The 17,797-nt window shown below is 69.8% G+C and carries 17 protein-coding genes and 1 tRNA gene; 10 read left to right on the top strand and 8 right to left on the bottom strand.

The window, feature by feature from the left end:
- Positions 1 to 13 precede the first annotated feature (13 nt).
- Genes HNR15_RS01570 through HNR15_RS01560 form a run of 3 tightly spaced genes read right to left on the bottom strand, consistent with a single transcriptional unit; the run spans position 14 to position 2,369 of the window.
- Positions 14 to 892, bottom strand: coding sequence for an aldo/keto reductase (locus HNR15_RS01570; RefSeq protein WP_179478555.1), 879 nt, complete (start codon positions 890 to 892; stop codon positions 14 to 16).
- Positions 893 to 933: 41 nt separating this feature from the next.
- A complete protein-coding gene (locus tag HNR15_RS01565; RefSeq protein ID WP_179478553.1) occupies positions 934 to 1,950 on the bottom strand; it encodes an aldo/keto reductase in 1,017 nt (338 codons plus the stop codon).
- Complete coding sequence (locus tag HNR15_RS01560; RefSeq protein ID WP_343048365.1) at positions 1,950 to 2,369, bottom strand: (R)-mandelonitrile lyase; 420 nt, start codon at positions 2,367 to 2,369, stop codon at positions 1,950 to 1,952. Before HNR15_RS01560 ends, HNR15_RS01565 begins: the two co-directional genes overlap by 1 nt.
- A 388-nt stretch (positions 2,370 to 2,757) precedes the next feature.
- Between HNR15_RS01560 and HNR15_RS01555 the strand changes: the two genes are divergently transcribed.
- A complete protein-coding gene (locus tag HNR15_RS01555; protein WP_179478549.1) occupies positions 2,758 to 4,104 on the top strand; it encodes an HNH endonuclease signature motif containing protein in 1,347 nt (448 codons plus the stop codon).
- 10 nt (positions 4,105 to 4,114) lie between these two features.
- On the opposite strand, the gene HNR15_RS01550 is transcribed toward HNR15_RS01555, so the two are convergent.
- Positions 4,115 to 4,918: a DUF4118 domain-containing protein gene (locus HNR15_RS01550; protein ID WP_179478547.1), complete on the bottom strand. Its 804-nt coding sequence runs from the start codon at positions 4,916 to 4,918 to the stop codon at positions 4,115 to 4,117.
- Positions 4,919 to 5,107: 189 nt separating this feature from the next.
- Here HNR15_RS01550 and HNR15_RS01545 point away from each other — a divergent pair, with 189 nt between their 5' ends.
- Complete coding sequence (locus HNR15_RS01545; protein WP_179478546.1) at positions 5,108 to 5,926, top strand: M55 family metallopeptidase; 819 nt, start codon at positions 5,108 to 5,110, stop codon at positions 5,924 to 5,926.
- Here HNR15_RS01545 and HNR15_RS01540 read toward each other — a convergent pair whose 3' ends face one another.
- The 3 genes from HNR15_RS01540 to HNR15_RS01530 all read right to left on the bottom strand — a co-directional run bounded on the left by HNR15_RS01540 (position 5,927) and on the right by HNR15_RS01530 (position 7,891).
- The gene (locus tag HNR15_RS01540) at positions 5,927 to 7,117 is read right to left on the bottom strand and encodes an alpha/beta hydrolase family protein (RefSeq protein WP_179478544.1); all 1,191 of its coding nucleotides are present in this window, start codon (positions 7,115 to 7,117) and stop codon (positions 5,927 to 5,929) included.
- On the bottom strand, positions 7,114 to 7,263 hold the full coding sequence (locus HNR15_RS01535) for a hypothetical protein (protein ID WP_179478542.1): 150 nt from the start codon (positions 7,261 to 7,263) through the stop codon (positions 7,114 to 7,116). Before HNR15_RS01535 ends, HNR15_RS01540 begins: the two co-directional genes overlap by 4 nt.
- Before the next feature lie 130 nt (positions 7,264 to 7,393).
- Positions 7,394 to 7,891 carry a GNAT family N-acetyltransferase gene (locus HNR15_RS01530; RefSeq protein ID WP_343048364.1) on the bottom strand — a complete coding sequence of 166 codons (498 nt, stop codon included), beginning with the start codon at positions 7,889 to 7,891 and terminating at the stop codon, positions 7,394 to 7,396.
- Positions 7,892 to 8,033: 142 nt separating this feature from the next.
- On the opposite strand from HNR15_RS01530, the gene HNR15_RS01525 reads away from it, so the two are divergent.
- From HNR15_RS01525 to HNR15_RS01515, 3 genes are all read left to right on the top strand, one after another.
- Positions 8,034 to 9,494, top strand: a complete 1,461-nt coding sequence (locus HNR15_RS01525) for a purine-cytosine permease family protein (RefSeq protein ID WP_179478540.1) — start codon at positions 8,034 to 8,036, stop codon at positions 9,492 to 9,494.
- Positions 9,491 to 10,870: an amidase family protein gene (locus tag HNR15_RS01520; RefSeq protein WP_179478538.1), complete on the top strand. Its 1,380-nt coding sequence runs from the start codon at positions 9,491 to 9,493 to the stop codon at positions 10,868 to 10,870. Before HNR15_RS01525 ends, HNR15_RS01520 begins: the two co-directional genes overlap by 4 nt.
- 210 nt (positions 10,871 to 11,080) lie before the next feature.
- Positions 11,081 to 11,872 carry a LytR C-terminal domain-containing protein gene (locus tag HNR15_RS01515; RefSeq protein WP_179478537.1) on the top strand — a complete coding sequence of 264 codons (792 nt, stop codon included), beginning with the start codon at positions 11,081 to 11,083 and terminating at the stop codon, positions 11,870 to 11,872.
- 24 nt (positions 11,873 to 11,896) lie between these two features.
- On the opposite strand, the gene HNR15_RS01510 is transcribed toward HNR15_RS01515, so the two are convergent.
- A complete protein-coding gene (locus HNR15_RS01510; protein ID WP_179478535.1) occupies positions 11,897 to 13,477 on the bottom strand; it encodes a helicase HerA-like domain-containing protein in 1,581 nt (526 codons plus the stop codon).
- A gap of 71 nt (positions 13,478 to 13,548) precedes the next feature.
- Here HNR15_RS01510 and HNR15_RS01505 point away from each other — a divergent pair, with 71 nt between their 5' ends.
- The 5 genes from HNR15_RS01505 to HNR15_RS01485 all read left to right on the top strand — a co-directional run bounded on the left by HNR15_RS01505 (position 13,549) and on the right by HNR15_RS01485 (position 17,791).
- Positions 13,549 to 13,842 carry a type II toxin-antitoxin system VapB family antitoxin gene (locus tag HNR15_RS01505; RefSeq protein ID WP_179478533.1) on the top strand — a complete coding sequence of 98 codons (294 nt, stop codon included), beginning with the start codon at positions 13,549 to 13,551 and terminating at the stop codon, positions 13,840 to 13,842.
- Positions 13,839 to 14,339, top strand: coding sequence for a LytR C-terminal domain-containing protein (locus tag HNR15_RS18730; RefSeq protein ID WP_179478531.1), 501 nt, complete (start codon positions 13,839 to 13,841; stop codon positions 14,337 to 14,339). The genes HNR15_RS01505 and HNR15_RS18730 overlap by 4 nt, the downstream gene beginning before the upstream one ends.
- Before the next feature lie 59 nt (positions 14,340 to 14,398).
- Positions 14,399 to 14,488, top strand: a tRNA-Ser gene (locus HNR15_RS01495).
- 160 nt (positions 14,489 to 14,648) lie between these two features.
- Positions 14,649 to 16,205, top strand: coding sequence for a glycosyltransferase family 39 protein (locus HNR15_RS01490; RefSeq protein ID WP_179478529.1), 1,557 nt, complete (start codon positions 14,649 to 14,651; stop codon positions 16,203 to 16,205).
- A 122-nt stretch (positions 16,206 to 16,327) separates the two neighbouring features.
- Positions 16,328 to 17,791: a sugar porter family MFS transporter gene (locus HNR15_RS01485; RefSeq protein WP_179478527.1), complete on the top strand. Its 1,464-nt coding sequence runs from the start codon at positions 16,328 to 16,330 to the stop codon at positions 17,789 to 17,791.
- Positions 17,792 to 17,797 lie beyond the last annotated feature (6 nt).

The following is a 17,797-nucleotide window of genomic DNA, read 5'->3' as shown; positions in this document are numbered from 1 at the left end:
CACAAAGGGCCGGTCAAGCTTCGGGGATGTCGCGGCCGAAGCTCTCCAGCGTGATGGCGGTCGGCTCGGGACCGCCGCGCCGATCGGTGTCCAGGGCGTCGATGGCGTCCACCTGATCGCCGCCGAGCTCGAAGTCGAAGACGTCGAAGTTCTCGGCGATACGTTGCGGCTTGGTCGACTTCGGGATCACCGAGCGACCCGCCTGCAGGTGCCAGCGCAGCATCACCTGCGCGGGCGACCTGTCGTGCGCTCGCGCGATGTCACCGATCACGGGGTCCTGCAGGGTGCTGGTGTGCTGGCCGTCCCGGTAGAACGTGATCCCGCCGATCGGCGACCAGGCCTGGGTGAGGATTCCGTGCTGGGCGCCGAATGCCTGGACCTCCCGCTGCTGGAAGTAGGGGTGTAGTTCGATCTGGTTCACCGCGGGCACCACGGCGGCCTTCTCCAGGAGCGCGGTGAGGTGCTCGACCATGAAGTTGCTGACCCCAATCGAGCGCACCCTGCCGTCGGCCAGCAGCTTCTCGAGGGCGCGGTACGCCTGCTGGGTCTTCTCGAAATCCGAAGGGAGCGCCTGGTGCAGGATCAGCAGATCGATCTGCTCCACGCCGAGCTTGCCGGCGCTCTTGTCGAACGCGTGCAGCGTCTCGTCGTACCCGTAGTCGCTGATCCACACCTTGGTCTCGACGAAGACGTCGTCGCGTGCGAGCCCGGAGTCACGGATCGCTTCTCCGACCTCGCGTTCGTTGCCGTACGCCGCCGCGGTGTCGATATGGCGGTATCCGGTCGACAGCGCCGCGGCGACCGCGCTGCGCGTCTCGTCGGCGGGTGTCTGGAACACACCGAGCCCGATCGCGGGCATCCGTACGTCGTTGTTCAGGGTCAGCTCTTGCATGGTTCTCTCCTCGTTCGGGATGGCCCGGGGCGACGACGCGGTCAGCGACGCAGCGCCGTGGGGGTGAGTTCGTGCTGGCCGTAGCTGGTGTCCTCCGGGTTGACCGTCACGCCTGGAGCCACGATCGCGTCGATCCGGTCGAGGACGTCATCGCTGAGGGTGAGGTCCGCAGCAGGCAGGTAGGACTCCAACTGCGCCATCGTGCGCGGACCGACGATCGCCGCGGTGACACCGGGGTGGCGGATGACGAACGCGATCGACATCTCGATCAGACTCACACCGGCCTGCTCGGCCAGCTGTGCCAGGTCCTCGACGACATCGAGCTTGCGCTGGTTGGCCGGGATGCTCATGTCGAACCGGACGCTCGGGCGGGCGCTGGATGTCGGCTCCGAGGCGGCGTCCTTGCGCCACCTGCCGGAGAGCCATCCGCCGCCCAGCGGACTGTAGGTGAGGGTGCCCATCCCGTGCCGCAGCGCGGTCGGCAACAGGTCCTCCTCGATGCCGCGGACGAGGATCGAGTACGGCGGCTGCTCGGTGACGAACCGCTCGAGATTGCGCTCCCGTGCGGCCCACTGCGCCTCCACGATCTGTGACGCCGAGAACGAGGAGGAGCCGACGTAGCGCACCTTCCCGGCGTGCACGAGGTCCGAGAGCGCACCCAGGGTCTCCTCCACGTCGGTCTCCGGTGTCGGCCGGTGCATCTGGTACAGATCGATGTAGTCGGTCCTCAAGCGCCGCAGCGAGTTCTCGACCTCGCGGATGATCCACCGCCGCGAGCCCCCGCCCTGATTGGGGCCATCCCCCATGGGCATGAAGAACTTGGTCGCCAGTACGACGTCGTCCCGCCGACCCTGCAGGGCCTCCCCGACGATCTCCTCCGAGACACCGGCCGAGTAGATGTCGGCGGTGTCGACGATGTTGATCCCGGCGTCCAGGGCGGCGTGGATGATGCGGGTCGCATCGGCCCGGTCGTCGTTGCCCCACGGGCCGAACATCATCGCGCCGAGGCAGAGCGGGCTGACCTGCACGCCGGTGCGGCCGAGTGGGCGGTACTCCATCACCGGCTCCCGGTGGCGGCGGCCTCGGCCGCGGCGTACTGGTCGTCGGTGACCGGCTCCAACCACGTCGTCGCGTCGGCGTCGCCGCTGCCATCGAGGATCGCGTAGTGGCACATCATCTGATCGGCGGTGCCGCCGTGGAAGTGCTCTTCGCCGGCCGGGGTCCACACGCTCTCCCCCGCATGGAGCAGGACCGAGCGCCCGTCGCGGGTGCCGACCAGCCCGACGCCGTCGGTGCACACGAGCAGCTGCCCGTTGGAGTGGGAGTGCCAGTTGGTGCGCGCCCCCGGGGTGAAACGCACGTGTCCACAGACCAACCGGGACGTGCCGTCGCCGTCGAAGAGCGGATTCATCCACACGTCGCCGGTGAAGTTCTCCGCAGGCGTCTTGACGGTCGCGGTGCGAGGGTTCTTGTTCACGAGTGTCTCCGTGTCGTGGTGCTGGTCGGTGTGCTCACCCCACCACTGTCCCGGACCGCGTCCGGGTTGGCGACCAGTCCTGATCACCCTGCAGAACGCACTACCGGGCGGCCGCTGCACCATCTGGGCACCGATCACCGCGTGGGCTTCGGCGGAGGCCCCTCACACGCCCGACGAGAAGAGGTTGGTGATGCATACCTCTGGCGAATAACTAACATTCGCAGCATCTTCGGCCGTATTTGCCCTTGCCATCGATATCGAACACGCGTATGATTCACAGTAGATGGCAAGGGGTGCCGTCACCAGCGTAGGAGGGGCCATGGCGCAGTCGACGACCGACATTCATGGTCCCGTAGCGCCTGGCACGGGCGCTCGGTTGATGGCCCTCATGGGGGAGTTCACTGCTGCGTTGGAGGAGTGGCCGGGCGCCCTGTGGCAGTTGGACGAAGCGGCACTGGGCGAGGTCGTCGGGGGCATGCTGCGGATGGGCGCCCGGATGGAGAACGTCGCGGCTCTGGCGACCGCGGACGCACTGAGCCGCGGGACCGTGGCGAACTCCACCGCGACGGGTGCTCCGGCGTGGGTGGCCCGGCAAGCGGCTGGTGTGGACCCGGTCGTGGTGCGCCGGGTCGGGACGGTGGGCGTGGACTGCGCCGATCCGCGCAACCGAGTCGTGGCCGAGGCCCTCGCGACCGGGTCGGCGAGTGTGCCGGTGGCCGCTGCCGCGTTGCGGGAGGTGCCCCGGATCCTGCCGCAACTGCCGACCGCAGGTCGCGATGACCTGCTCGGGCGGTACCTGTCGCTGTCCGATCAGGGGTGGCGGACCTTGCGGGAGTTGACCACCCGGATCCTGGGTCAGTACGCCCCGCAGCAGCTCGTGCGGGACGAGGAACGTCAGCAGGAGTGCGAGTCGGTGTTCTGGGCCGACCTGCCCAACGGGTTAACGAGGTTCGTCGCCGAACTCTCGAGCGGGCATGCCGCCGTGGTCAAACACGCCCTGCGTGCCCTCTCCGCACCCACGCCTGCGCCTGCGCCACAAGAGTCCCCGACCAGCGCGGGGGCCCGGCTAGAAACCGGGACGGGTGCGCTGGAACGAGACACCCGCACCCCGGCCAAACGGCGCGCGGATGCCCTGGTGCGACTCGTCGAGACCTCCGCCGGCGTGCTCGACGGCACCAGCCCGCGGCCGGTCGGGGAGTTCGGCGGCACCGCGAAGATCCTGGTCACGATGGACTACAACACCCTGTACGAGGGGCTCCGGGACGCGGGCCGACTCGGCCAACACGGCTCGGGCGAAGACGGATTCGCCCCGACGTACCTACCGGGCATCGGACGCACCACCGACGGCGATCACCTCGACGCCGGCACTCTCCGCCGACTCGCGTGCGATGCGGATCTCATCCCCGCAGTCCTCGGCACCGAGTCCGAACCCTTGGACGTCGGCCGCGCCAAACGCCTGTTCACCGGGGGTTTACGCACCGCGATCATTCACCCGGATCAGCACTGCACCTTCCCCGGCTGCGACCGCCCACCGGACTGGTGCGATGCACATCATGTGCGGCCCTGGTGGGCCGGCGGCGAGACAACACTGACCAACGCAGCCCTGCTGTGCGCACGCCACCACACGATCGTGCACCGCGACCTGCTCACCGCTCAGGTCACCACGACCGGTGTCACCTGGGACCTCACCCCCGGACTGATGCCCAGCCGACCCGGACAGAGACCTGCCGCATGACTCGCGGGGCCTAGTCCGTGCTCACCGAGCTCGCCGAGCTCGCCGTTCCGAACGCGCCGGCCACCTGATCGGCGAGCAGGACCGCGACCCGACACTGCTCGGAGCTCGGATGCCGCACATGGGTCGCGGACGACACCCGGAAGTAGCCGAGGACCGCCTGTCCCCGCTGCACCGGGATCGCGATGTACTCGTCGGTGGGCAGCCCGATCCGGGTCACGTCGACCCGGCGACCGCCCCGGACCACCGTGCCGTCCTGCTCCAGGACGGCGATCGGCGCATCGCGGATCGGGCCGTCGACGAAGGTGGACCGCTCGACGTCCAGGGTGTCGGCGATCTGCTGAGCGGCGATCTCGGTGACCGCCCGGGTGGGCGCGCTGCCCTCCCTGATCGCCGCGGCACTCGCCAACAGCCCGTCCAGATAACCCGAACGGCGCGCGGCACCGGCCTGTTGACGGTGGCCCCAGAGCGCGAGCTCGGCGACGGCGATGCCGATCAGCACGAGCAGCACCGTCGCGACGACGTGAGCCGTGTCGGCGATCGCGAACTGGTGGTAGGGCCGGGCGAGGAAGAAGTCGAACCAGACGCCTCCGGACACGGCGGCGATCAGCGCGGCCAGCCGGTCGGCAGTGGCGGCGGCTGCGACCACCCAGAGCACGAGCACGAGGACCGCGATGACCGGCGTGATGTCCCTGCGGTCGGTCGCGAGGAGCGCGCAGATGACGAGCGGACCGATCGCCGCACCGACACGCACCGCTGTGGTCCACCACCCGGCCTGGGCCCACGCCGACGGTTCGAAACGCATCCGGCCGGTCATCAGGATCACTTTCCTTCCACCCGGAGCGGCACTGCTCCGATGTCTTCTCCTCCCAGTCTGATCCCGATCGGCCGGATGAGCGACCCTGCGGCGCATCAAGATTCGTTAATGGCCTGGCCCTGTGCTAGGTGATCGCGCCTTCGTCCCGCAGGATGGAGGGCAAAGGTCCGGAGCCGATCGGAGGGTGTCGTGCGGGTGCTGGTGTCGGTCGATATGGAGGGTGTTGCGGGAGTCGTCGACCCGCAGGACACCAGCCCGGGAAACCCGGAGTACGAGCGCAACCGCGGTTACATGACGGATGAGGCGAGCGCCGTCGTACGCGGTGTGCTGGCCCACGACCCGGCGGCGGAGATCGTGGTCTGTGACGCGCACGCACGGTTCCGCAACCTCATCCCGGACCGCCTGGAGCAGGGGTGCACGCTGCTGCGGGGATCGCCCCGGCGCCTGGCGATGATGACCGGGATCGACGAGGGCGTGGATGCGGCATGTTTCGTCGGCTATCACGGACGGGCCGGCACGCCGCACTCCGTGTTGGCGCACACGGTCAGCGGCGCCGTCATCGCCGAGGTCCGCTGTGACGGGCGCGAATTGGGCGAGCTCGGACTGAACGCGGCCCTGGCGGTGCACTACGGCGCGGCGCCCGTGCTCGCGACCGGTGACGACACGCTGGCGGCCGAGGCCGCCTCGGTGGTGCCCGGCATGACCACGGTCGTCGTCAAGACCTCGAGGGGCAGCCGGGCCGCCGAAGGACTGCACCCGCGCGAGTCGTGCCGACGGATCGAGGCTGCCACGCAGACGGCGCTCACGCGCCTCGGCGACGTGCAGGCGCCGCGTTTCCAGGGCCCGGTCGACCTCGAGGTGGACGTCCTCCGGCCGTCGATGACCGAGCGCGCGCTGGGAATCCCCGGGGTCGGACTACGCGGCCCGCTGACACTGGGCTTCACCGCCGCGGACATCGCCGCGGCGTACGAGCTCATCGAGGTGTTCGCTGCGCTCGGCGCTCCCTGATCACTTCACGAACGTCGCGATGGCACGGGCAAGGGCCGGCGCCATCGGCACAGCCGCATCGTCGTTGTCGTTGTCGGGTGTGTCGTCCGTCTTCAGCGCGTGATCCATGTCGGTGATCGGCGCGTAGTCCAGGGACACCCCGGCCTTGGTCAGACCGCTCTTCAGGTGGTCGACGTCGGAGCAGGGCACCTGCGAGTCCTGGGGGCTGCAGGTCAGCAGGACCGATGTCCCCGCGGGGAGCCCGGCCGCCAGCTGAGCCGGGTCGTAACGATCCAGGTCGGCGGTGTAACCGATGTTGTTCGGGCTGAAGGTCGTCGCTGCCACGGCCGGGATCTGGGCGGGCGTCCGGCCGGCGCGCACGGCGGTGATGGCAGCGGTGAGTTGCTGCTCCTGGGTGGCGGCGGCGGCGCTGGTGATCCTGCCCGCCGAGACGTCCCGCCTCAAAAGGCCTGTGACCTGCTCGTCCAGGACGTCCAAGGTCCGCCGGCTCAAGGGCTCGATCAGACCGAGGCGGGCGATGTGCGGCACGACGCCCGCATGACCGGTGGCCATCATGAGCGCGTAGAAACCGCCCTCGCTGTGGCCGAACACCGACAGCTGGGAAGCGTCCGAGCGCGGTCTGCTCGCGAGGAAGCGCAGTGTTGCGGCCGCCTCGTGCTCGTAGGTGGCCACCCGGACCGAGGCCGGGTCGGCGGCGAACGTGCCCAAACCCGTCCGGCCGGAACCGAGCTTGTCGTAGCGCAGGGTCGCGACACCGTCGAGTGCGAGTTGATTGGCGAGCAGGCGGATCGAACCCTCCGGCGACCCGGGTGAGTCGCCGTTGCGATCGGGGATCCCGCTCCCCGCGATGAGCAACGCAGCCGGTCCGCGGGCCGATGAGACCGGATGACGGTAGGTCGCGTAGATCGTCATCCCGTCGACGGTGAAGCTCACCTGCTCGTCCACCCAGCCCTGCGGGAACCTGCCCGCCGACGTCGATCCGGATGGACTCGCCGTCGTGGAACTCGAGGTCGACGAACTCGGCGCCGACGCCGAATCCGATGCGCTCGCCGTCGTACCCGACGATGCCGTGGAGTGTGAGCTGCACGCCGCCGCCGACATGACCACCGCGATACCGGCAGCCACCCGTCGAGCCACGACCCGCGCGCATCGGCTGCGACCTGCCGCGGTCGCCGCCGCGGTGCCGGTCACCGTGCCACGACCAGGACCACCACCAGCACGACGACGAGCACGATCAGACCCGGTAGGAACGCCACCAGCCACCCGGTCGGGGACGCGGGACAGACGCCGTACCCCACCCGCTTCCTCTCGAACATCGGCCGCTTCCCGTCGGTCATGGTGGGACTCCCTCTGCTCCATCGGCATCGCCGGTCCGCACTCCCCGGCGCGGACCACCTCAGGCTAGGGCCGATGTGGCGGCGCCGCCCTGGTTCGGCGGGAGCGGGCCGGCAGACCTGGGACGCGGGGTCAGAGCGCCGCGACCATCAGCAGGCAGGGATTGCCCTCCCACAGCTGCAGCAGCTCCTCCAACGGGGTGAATCCGCAGCGTTCGTAGAAGCGGCGGGTCGCCGCGTAGTTCTCGTCCGGTCGGCTCGGACCGAGCGTCTTGACCTGCAGGAAGCGGACGCCGTCGCGGCGCAATTCTGCCCGCGCGGCTTCCATCAGCCGGGTGCCGATGCCCCGGCGTCGGTACGCCGCGTCGACGGCCATCAGATAGACCTCGGCAGCCTCCGCGAAATGAATCGTCGTCAGCAACACGCCCACGACGCGGTCGCCGGTCACGGCCAGATACGACGGCATCGACGCGGCAGCCTCGACGTAGTGGTCGTTCGACTCGGGGATGCCGAACCACTGCGGCAGGGTGGCCAGGATGCGGGCGACGGCGGCGGCGTCGTTCGCCCGGACGACGCGGATGCCCGAGGCATCGGGCGATCCGCCCGCGCTGGCCAGGTTCGGTTCGGGCACGTCACGATCGCAGCAGCCGGCTCCCGCCGGCACAAGCCATTTCCCCGTCCTCCGGGCGACGTCCGGGGACCTGCACTCCTCTGCGACGCGCGCCGTACGGAATACCCAGCAGTAACAATGCATCTCGCGGGAGAGTGGTCCCATGACGCAGACGAAGGAACCCGCTCAGCGGGCCGGCGGGATCGAATCCCGCTCGATCGACTACGTGCCGCTCACCGAACGACACGGCAAGCTGTGGCATCTCGGGCCGCTGTGGTTCATGTCGAACGCGCAGATCGCGACGCTGGCGGTCGGCCTCATCAGCATCACCGAGGGCGCGACGCTGCCGTGGTCGATCATCGCCATCGTGGTCGGCACGCTGCTGGGCACGCTCTTCATGGCGTTCCACTCCGCGCAGGGCCCGCAGCTCGGTCTGCCGCAGATGATCCAGTCGCGGCCCCAGTTCGGTTACCTCGGCGCGCTCCTCGTCTGGCTGTTCGCCTACGTGCAGTACGCCGGGTTCAACGTCTTCAACACCGTGCTCGCCAGCGAGTCGATGTCCAAGAGCACCGGCACGTCGTGGATCAAACCGTGGCACGTGATCATCACCCTCATCGGCGTCGCGATCGCGATCATCGGCTACGACCTGATCCACCGGGCCGAGCAGATCCTCACCTACGCGATGCTCATCGTCTTCGGGATCGTCACGGTCCTGCTCTTCACGCTGCACTACCCGGCCGGCACGTTCGACCTCGGGCACTTCCAGGCGGCGCCGTTCTTCGGTCAGTTCGGGGTGGTCGCCGGCTACCAGATCAGCTGGGCCATCTACGTCTCGGACTACTCGCGCTACCTGCCGCCGGACGTCACGGTGCGCAAGACCTTCTACTGGACGTACGGCGGGTCGGCCGTCGGCGGCGCCTGGATGATGGTCATCGGTGCCACGCTCGCGGCATGGAAGGGAAAGGCGTTCAGCGGCAACGCGATCGCCGAGCTGAAGGAGGTCGGCAACCACTTCTTCAACGGATTCGGCGACGTGGTCCTGGTCCTCGCGGCGCTCGGCCTGGTCTCGGTGATCGCGCTCAACATGTACGGCGGCTCGCTGACCCTCATCAGCGCTGTCGACTCCTTCTCGAAGGTCAAGCCGACTCTCGGCATCCGGATCGCCACCATCGCGTTCACCGCGGTGCTGTCCCTGCTGGGCGCACTGGTCGCGACGTCGAACTTCCTCAGCGACTTCAACAACTTCCTGTTGCTGGTGCTCTACCTCTTCATCCCCTGGACCGCCGTCAACCTGGTCGACTACTACGTCGTGCGACGAGGGCACTACGCGATCGCCGAGATCTTCAAACCCAACGGGATGTACGGACGGTGGGGCTGGCCGGGGATCGTCTCCTACCTGGTCGGATTCATCGCCATGACACCGTTCTTCGTGGTCGGGAGCCTCTACACCGGGTTCGTGGCCAAATCGATCCACGACGTTGACATCTCCTTCTTCATCGGCCTGCCGGTCGCCGGGCTCCTCTACTGGTTCCTGGCCCGCAACATCGACGTCGAGGCCGAGACCCGCGTCGCCCGTGAGGAGCAGGAGGAGCTGGAGCGGGCAGCGGTGCAGGGCACCCTGTGACGAACGCGTGGGAGGTCGCCGACGCGATCGCCGGCAGACGCCTGAGCGCCGTGGACGCCGCCCGCGAGTGCCTCGCGGCGATCGAGGCGCGCGACGGTGAGATCAACGCGTACACCGTCGTGCTGCGCGACGAGGCGCTCGCGCAGGCCGCGGACGTCGACCGACGCATCGCCGCCGGCGAGCGGATCGGCCCGCTGGCCGGCGTACCGGTGTCCATCAAGGACCAGATCTGGCTCGCGGGAGCCCCGGCCACCAACGGATCTCGCGTCCTGGCCGACTTCCGGCCCGGCACGTCGGCCGTGGCCGTCGACCGGCTGCTGGAGGCCGGCGCGGTCGTGCTGGGCAAGACCAACAACCCGGAGTTCTGCTACCGCGGCGTCACCACGAACGACCTGTACGGAACGACCCGCAATCCGCGGGATCTGTCCCGTACGACGGGCGGGAGCAGTGGCGGTGCAGCTGCCTCGGTGGCGGCCGGCATGGCCCGCCTCGCGCTCGGCAGCGACGGGGGCGGGTCGGTCCGGATCCCGGCCGGCTTCTGCGGAGTCGCCGGGCTCAAACCCACCTTCGGGCTGGTGCCGACCACGCCGGGGTTCCGCGGATGGCCGAGCCTGTCGGTCGTCGGACCGATCGCGTCGTGCGTGCGGGATCTGGCGCTGGCCATGACGGTGCTCGGCGGCCCCGCACCGCAGGACCCGACCAGCGTCGCGCCGCCCCGGCCACTCGATTTCCTCGACGCCGTGCGCGGCGCCTCGCTCCACGGGCTGCGCATCGCCGCCTCCGCCACGCTCGGGTTGTCCGACCTGGACGACGACGTGCGGGGCGCGTTCGAGCGGGCGCTCGACACGCTGCGGCGGTCCGGCGTCAGGATCGATCTGGTGCACCCGGATCCGGTCGACGTCTGCGCGCTGTGGGACGCCACCGCGCTGCCGGAGGGCAACGCCTCACAGGGGCAGCTGCTCGCCGACCGACCCGATCTGATCGGCGCCGACGCCGCCGCCATCATCGAGTCCGGCGCCGGTGTCAGCGCCCGCGCCTACCTGGACGCGCAGGCCGCCCGCAGCCGCTTCACCACCTCCTGGCTGCAGTTCCTGTCGGAGTACGACGTGCTGCTCACTCCGTCCCTCCCCGTGACGGCCTTCGCCGCCGACCGGCTCGGCCCGGCCACCGTGGCCGGCCGAGCGGTCCCCGACGGGTTCGACGCGTGGTGCGCGCTGCTCCTGCCCGCCAACCTCGCGGGCCTGCCCGCCGCGAGCGTCCCCATCGGTCCGGCCGGGGCGCTCCCGGTCGGGATGCAGGTCGTCGGCACCCGCTTCGCCGACGACGTGGTGCTGCGGGCGGCCGCGGCCATCGAGCACCTGATGGAGCCGTCCTGACGGTGACGTCGCCCGATCCGACCGGCTGAGAGCGCGACCTGCGGGCACCGACGTGGCCCCCGAGCGCACGTCACCCGCCGTTCACCTCGCTTCCCTAGCCTGAGGTGGGTCACAAGAGGGAAACGGCTTGGCGCGCCGCTGGCTCGATCGGCTCGTGCGGCGGCACACTTGGGTTCCGGGACAGAGAGTCACAAGGGGCAGACAGGCATCATGCGTACCAGGGGGCGGCTCGCCCTTCTCACGACGGCCGGACTGATGGCCGGCTCGATGGTGCTCGCGGGGTGCGGCGACCAGGAGGCGGCGCCGGCCAAGAAGCCCGTATGCACCACGACCCCCACCCCGACCGTCGCGATCCCCGCGTCCTACATCCACGTCAACGTCCTCAACGCGTCCGACACCCAGGGTCTCGCCGGGCAGGTCGGCACCGCATTGTCGTGGCGCGGCTTCCAGGTGATCAGCACGGCGAGCGATCCGCAGGATGACAACCGGCCGACCCCGACGTACGCCGAGATCCGTTACGGCGCAGGTGGTTACCAGATGGCGCTGACGCTGGCGACCCAGGTGGAGCACGCCACCCTCTACAACGACGGCCGCACCAACCCCTCGATCGACCTGGTCCTCGGACCGTCGTTCCAGCTCGCCGCGCTGCCCCCGCCGGCCGCCAAGAGCGTGACCGTCAACGTCTACAACACGACCGCGCGGCCTGGGCTGGCGACCACCGTCGGCAAGGAGTTGCGCGCCCGCGGCTTCAAGACCGACCGGGTCGGCAACGATCCGCTCGGCAGCTTCAACCCGGAGCTCATCGCGATCGTGCGGTACGGCGCCAAGGGCGAGCCCGCGGCCCGGCGGGTCGCATTGTCGGTCAAGGGCGCCAAGCTGGTGCTCGACGGGCGCACCGACTCCTCCGTGGACCTGGTGCTGGACTACCGGTTCTCCGGGCTGGTGCCTGCGGCTCAGGCGACGGCCCCGCCGGTGCCCAAGCCCAGCCGCACCTGCTCCTGACCCGAGCGGCCTGCCGGCCGACGCTCAGCGGCGCCGGCGGGCCGTCCCGAACAGGCTCCGCGTGATCTCCCGACCCAGCGCCGAGCCCGCCGAGCGCATCATCGACTTGAACGCCGGCGACCCCGCCACGTTCGCGATCATGCCCTTGTCCTCCTTGGCACGCGGGGCCGAACGCGGAGCCTCCTGAGGCGCCTGCGCCGGCTGTTGGCCGCCTGACGGCGCCGGAGCCGGCGCCTCCGCGGGGGTGGGCGCCTGCTGGAGCTTGGTGTTCAACATCTCGTACGCCGACTCGCGATCGATCGCCTGCGCGTACTTGCCCACGATGGAGGATCCGCTGACCGTCGCGTCGATCGTCGCGTCCGGGCTGGGCGCCATCAGCGACTGGGGCGCCCGCATCCGGGTCCACGCGACCGGGGTCGGTGCGCCGTTCTCCGACAGCACCGTCACCACGCCCTCGCCGGTGCCGAGCTGGGTGAGCAGCTCCTCCAGGTCGTAGGAGCTGTGCGGGAAGGTCTGCACGGTCGCTTTGAGCGCCTTCGCGTCGTCCGGGGTGAAGGCGCGCAGCGCGTGCTGCACCCGGTTGCCCAGCTGTGCCAGCACGTCGTTCGGCACGTCCTTGGGGGTCTGGGTGACGAAGAAGATGCCGACGCCCTTGGAGCGGATCAACCGCACGGTCTGCTGGATGGCGTCCAGGAAGGCCTTGGAGGCGTCGTCGAAGAGCAGGTGCGCCTCGTCGAAGAAGAAGACCAGCTTGGGCTTGTCGATGTCGCCGACCTCGGGCAGGTCGTGGAAGAGGTCGGCCAGCAGCCACATGAGGAACGTCGAGAAGAGCGCCGGCTTGTCCTGCACCGCCGCCAGCTCCAGGCAGCTCACGACGCCGCGACCGTCGGAGGAGGTGCGCAGCAGGTCCGCGGTGTCGAACTCCGGCTCGCCGAAGAACGCGTCGGCGCCCTGGTCGCTGAACGCCACCAGGTTGCGCAGGATCACCCCCGCCGTGGCCGAGGACAGCCCGCCGAGGCCCTCGAGGTCCGCCTTGCCCTCCTTGGAGGTCAGGTGGGAGATCACCGCGCGCAGGTCCTTCAGGTCCAGCAGCGACATCCCCTGGCTGTCGGCCCAGTGGAAGACCAGTCCGAGACTGGACTCCTGGGTCTCGTTGAGCCCCAGCACCTTCGACAGCAGGGTCGGCCCGAACGAGGTGATGGTCGCACGGACCGGCACCCCCTTGCCGAGGCCGGCGAGCGCGTAGAACTCGGTCGGGTACGCCGTCGGCGTCCACTGCTGACCGATGTCGCTCGTGCGGGCGGTGACCCGGTCACCGGGCTGGCCCGCCGTCGCGACGCCGGACAGGTCGCCCTTGATGTCGGCCAGGAAGACCGGCACCCCCTGGGCGCTCAGCTGCTCGGCCATCAACTGCAGTGTCTTGGTCTTGCCGGTGCCGGTGGCACCCGCGACCAGACCGTGGCGGTTCATCATCGACAGCGGCAACCTGACCGGGACGTCGGGATGCGCCTTCCCGTCGGTCACGGCGACCCCGAGCTCGAGTGCGGCGCCGGAGAATCCGTAGCCGGCCTTGATCTGGGCGAGGGCGTCTTCCGAGGTGGTCATGGAAGCGACGATAGCGGCGTGGGAGCCGCAGGCTACGGGGAATCGTGCAGCGGTCCCCGTAGCATCGGGCCGTGATCTTCAAGGCTGTCGGGGAGGGGCGCCCCTACCCTGACCACGGGCTGGAGACACCGTCCGACTGGAGCGCGGTGTCTCCACGGATCGTGCGCCTGGAGCAGCTGATCACCACCAAGCGCACACTCGACCTGGCGCTGGTCCTCGCGGTCGACTCCACCTTCTACGGCGACATCTTCGCCCACGTGGTGTCGTGGCGCGGCGACCTCTACCTCGAGGACGGCCTGCACCGGGCGCTGCGCGCGGCCCTGCAGCAGCGTCCGGTCCTGCACGCCCGGGTGCTGTCGCTGTGAGCAGCACCAGTAACGGCCTGCAGGCCGCTCGCCGGCGCCGCCGGATCCGCGCGACCGTCGTCCTCGGGATCGCCGCGATCCTGGTGATCGCGGGCCTGGTGTACGCCGTGCGCAACATCAGCCCGCCGAGCGCGGCCCCGACCGGGCCGTCCACCCCGTCGTGCACCACGCTCGCCCTCCCCCAAGCACTGGCGAAGCTCAACGTCTACAACGCCTCGGACACCAGCGGAAGCGCCCGCGATGTCGCCGCCAAATTCGCGTCCGGCGGCTTCGACATCGGCTCGATCAGCAACGACCCGTACAAGCAGAGGGTCGACGGCGTCGCCCAGATCCGCTTCGGCGCGACCGGCGAGGACTTCGCCAGGCGCTACGTCCTGCCGCGCGTCCCCGGAGCCACGCTCGCCCGCGACGGGCGCTCGGACTCCTCCGTCGACCTGGTGCTCGGCAAGGAGTTCAAGGCCGACGTACCGACCGCTTCACCGTCGACATCCTGCTGACGGACCGCATGAGGTAACGGATTTCGTCCCGACCGCAGCCCTCGGGTACCCTCGTCGGCGGTGGCGTGTCCGAGCGGCCTAAGGAGCACGCCTCGAAAGCGTGTGTGGGGGTAACTCCACCGTGGGTTCAAATCCCACCGCCACCGCCAGTAGGTACGACGAAGCCCCGGGCAGCCGCCCGGGGCTTCGTCGTACCCGGTGCCCCTTCCGCCCGGCGGCACCACCCCCGGAGCGCACTGGACATGGCCGAGGCTCCCCGAGATCGCCCGTTCGGACGTCTCCGGGGACCGGTCGGACGCACACTGGACCGTGTCTCTGGCTCAGGGCAGACCGGCTCGCCGAGGACACCGCAGCAGCTGGCCTGCGGGTGGCCTCGACGGTTCACGGTCCTTCGGGCCGGCCGCAGCGGTCGCCGCCGTCCAGTTCGCCGTCCTGGCGGCGTTCAGCGGGGGGTACGGCTACCACCGCGACGAGATGTACTTCATCGTGTCCGGTGGGCACCCGGCGTGGGGCTACCCGGATCAGCCGCCACTCGTGCCGCTGCTGGCGTGGCTGATGCACCATCTGGACCCGGGCTCGCTCGTCGTCCTGCGGCTGCCGTCGGCGGTCGCGTGCGCGGCGACCACGCTGGTGGCATCGCTCGTCGCCCGTGAGGTGGGCGCGGACCGGCGGGGCGAACTCGTCGCAGCCGCCTGCACCGCCGTGTCGGGTTTCGCGCTCGCGGTCGGCCACATCGTCTCCACCACCACCTTCGACCTTCTCTCCACGACCGTCCTGCTGTGGCTCCTCCTACGGGCCGTGCGGCACGACAGCACGGGCGCCGCCCGGGCCCGCAACCGGGATCTCGTGCTCGCAGGGGTGACCGCCGGCGTGGGCTGCCAGTTCAAGCCGCAGGTCGCACTGGTGGCGGTCGTCGCCGTCATCGTCCTCGCCGCCGTCGGCCCGCGGACGATGCTGCGGACCCGCGGGTTCGCCGCAGGTGTCGTCACGGCCGTCGTCATCGCCGGCCCCTACGTCGTCTGGCAGGCCGTGCACGGCTGGCCGCAGCTGACCGTGGCGGGCAACGTCGCCGGGTCCGCCGAGGGTGGGCGCGTCGGTTTCCTGCCCTTCCAGCTGGTCATGGTCAGCCCGGTGCTGGTCCCTGTATGGATCGCCGGGCTAATCGCACCCTGGCGGCGGCCGGGTCTGCGCACGGCTCGCTTCGTCCCGCTCACGTACGCCGTGCTCGCCGTCGTCTACCTGCTCGGCGACGGAAAGGCCTACTACCTGGCCGGGATCTATCCCGCGCTCCTCGGCCTCGGTGCGACATCCACCGTCGAGTGGCTTCGGGGTGGCCGATCAATGCTGCGGCCCGCGCTGCTGATCGTCGCCGTCGCGGTGTCCGCCCTGATCTCGGCGGGCGTTGCGCTCCCGGTCGTGCCGCAGCGCTCGCTCCAGGGCAGCTTGGCGATGGCGCTCAACCCCGATATCGGCGAGGAGGTGGGGTGGCCGAGGTTCACCACCACGGTGGCGGCCGCGTGGCGATCCATCCCCCCGGCACGTCGGAGCGACACCGCGGTCTTCACCGGCAACTACGGCGAGGCATCCGACATCAACCTGTTCGGGGCCGCCCATGGGCTGCCCCAGGCCTACAGCGGCCAGAACGCGTACAGCGAGTGGCCCCCGCCACCGGATCACGACACCTCGGTGCTCCTGCTCGGGTACGAAGGGAGTGAGGCCGCGCCGTACTTCACCGACTGCGCGACCCTCGCCCGGATCGACAACGGTGACCACCTGGACAACCAGGAACAGGGGATACCCGTCCTCTTGTGCCGTGTGCCCCGGCCCTGGTCCGCCATCTGGCGCGACGTGCGCCACTACGACTGATGCACGCTCGTGTCGCCGTCCCGCGGCCGCTCGGACAGGCGCCCCGGTTGCAGCTCAACCCTTTTGCCTTGCAGGGCGATACGGTGCGTAGAAGTACGTGACCAACAGAGGGGACTCCACACATGAGCCAGGCCGTCGCCGGAGCACCTCGCACGGGTCACGGGAAGGTGATCGCCGCCAGCCTCGCCGCCGCCGTCGGCGCCTTCCTCTTCGGGTTCGACTCCTCGGTGATCAACGGAGCGGTCGACGCCATCAACAGCGGCTTCGGCCTGAGCGCCTTCGTCAAGGGCTTCGCGGTCGCCATCGCACTGCTCGGCTGCGCCGCCGGTGCCTGGTACGCCGGTCAGCTGGCCGACCGCCTCGGCCGCAAGAAGGTCATGCTGCTCGGCGCCGTGCTCTTCCTCGCCAGCTCCATCGGCTCGGCCTTCGTGGGCAACATCGGGGAGCTGATGTTCTGGCGGGTCGTCGGCGGTCTCGGGATCGGTCTCGCGTCGGTGATCTCCCCGGCGTACATCTCCGAGATCGCGCCCGCCCGGATGCGCGGCGGGCTCACCTCGATCAACCAGCTCGGCATCACCATCGGCATCTTCGCGGCCCTGTTGTCCGACGATCTGGTGCAGAACTCCGCGGGCGGAGCGTCGAAGGCGACCTGGCTGGGGATCACCGCCTGGCGCTGGATGTTCCTGGTCGGCGCGGTGCCCGCGCTGGTCTACGGCGTCCTGTCCTTCCTGCTGCCGGAGTCGCCCCGCTACCTGGTGCGCGTGGGCGAGACCGACGGCGCCCGCTCGGTGCTGCAGACCATGGGCGACGAAGCTCCGGACCACAAGATCGAGGCCATCAGGGAGTCCCTGCAGAGCGAGGACCGCACCAGCTTCGCCGACATCGCCGGCGACCGCTTCGGACTCAAACCGCTGGTCTGGGTCGGGATCGTGCTGGCCGCGCTGCAGCAGCTCGTCGGGATCAACGCGATCTTCTACTACTCCACCACCCTGTGGCGGTCGGTCGGCTTCTCCGACAGCGACTCGTTCAAGACCTCGGTCATCACCGCCGTCATCAACGTCGCCTTCACGTTCGTGGCGCTGCTCTTCGTGGACCGCTTCGGTCGCCGGCTGCTGCTGCTCGTGGGCTCCGCCGGGATGCTCGTGGGCCTCGCCCTGGCGTCCGCGGCATTCTTCAACGCCTCCGGGTCGGGCAAGAACATCACGCTGCCGCACACCTGGGGCATCGTGGCGCTCGTCGGCGCCAACCTCTTCGTCATCTTCTTCGCCGCGACCTGGGGCCCGGTGATGTGGACGCTGCTGTCGGAGATGTTCCCCAACCGACAGCGTTCCTACGCCATCGCGATCTGCACCGCGGCCAACTGGATCTTCAACTTCATCGTCACGGTGTCGTTCCCGTGGTTGTCGGACCGGGTCGGCCTGGGTTTCGTGTACGGCGGGTTCGCCGTCTTCGCGTTGATCTCCTACTTCTTCGTGCGCGCGATGATCCCGGAGACCAACGGCACCGAACTGGAGGACATGACCGGCGGCACGTTCCGGGAGAGCACGACCACGCCCACCCCCACACCGGAGCCCACCGGCCGCTGATCACCG

Origin of the sequence: Allobranchiibius huperziae, from assembly GCF_013410455.1 — a bacterium.
Classification (GTDB): Bacteria; Actinomycetota; Actinomycetes; order Actinomycetales; family Dermatophilaceae; genus Allobranchiibius; species Allobranchiibius huperziae.
This window is presented reverse-complemented; position numbering and strand designations above follow the sequence as displayed.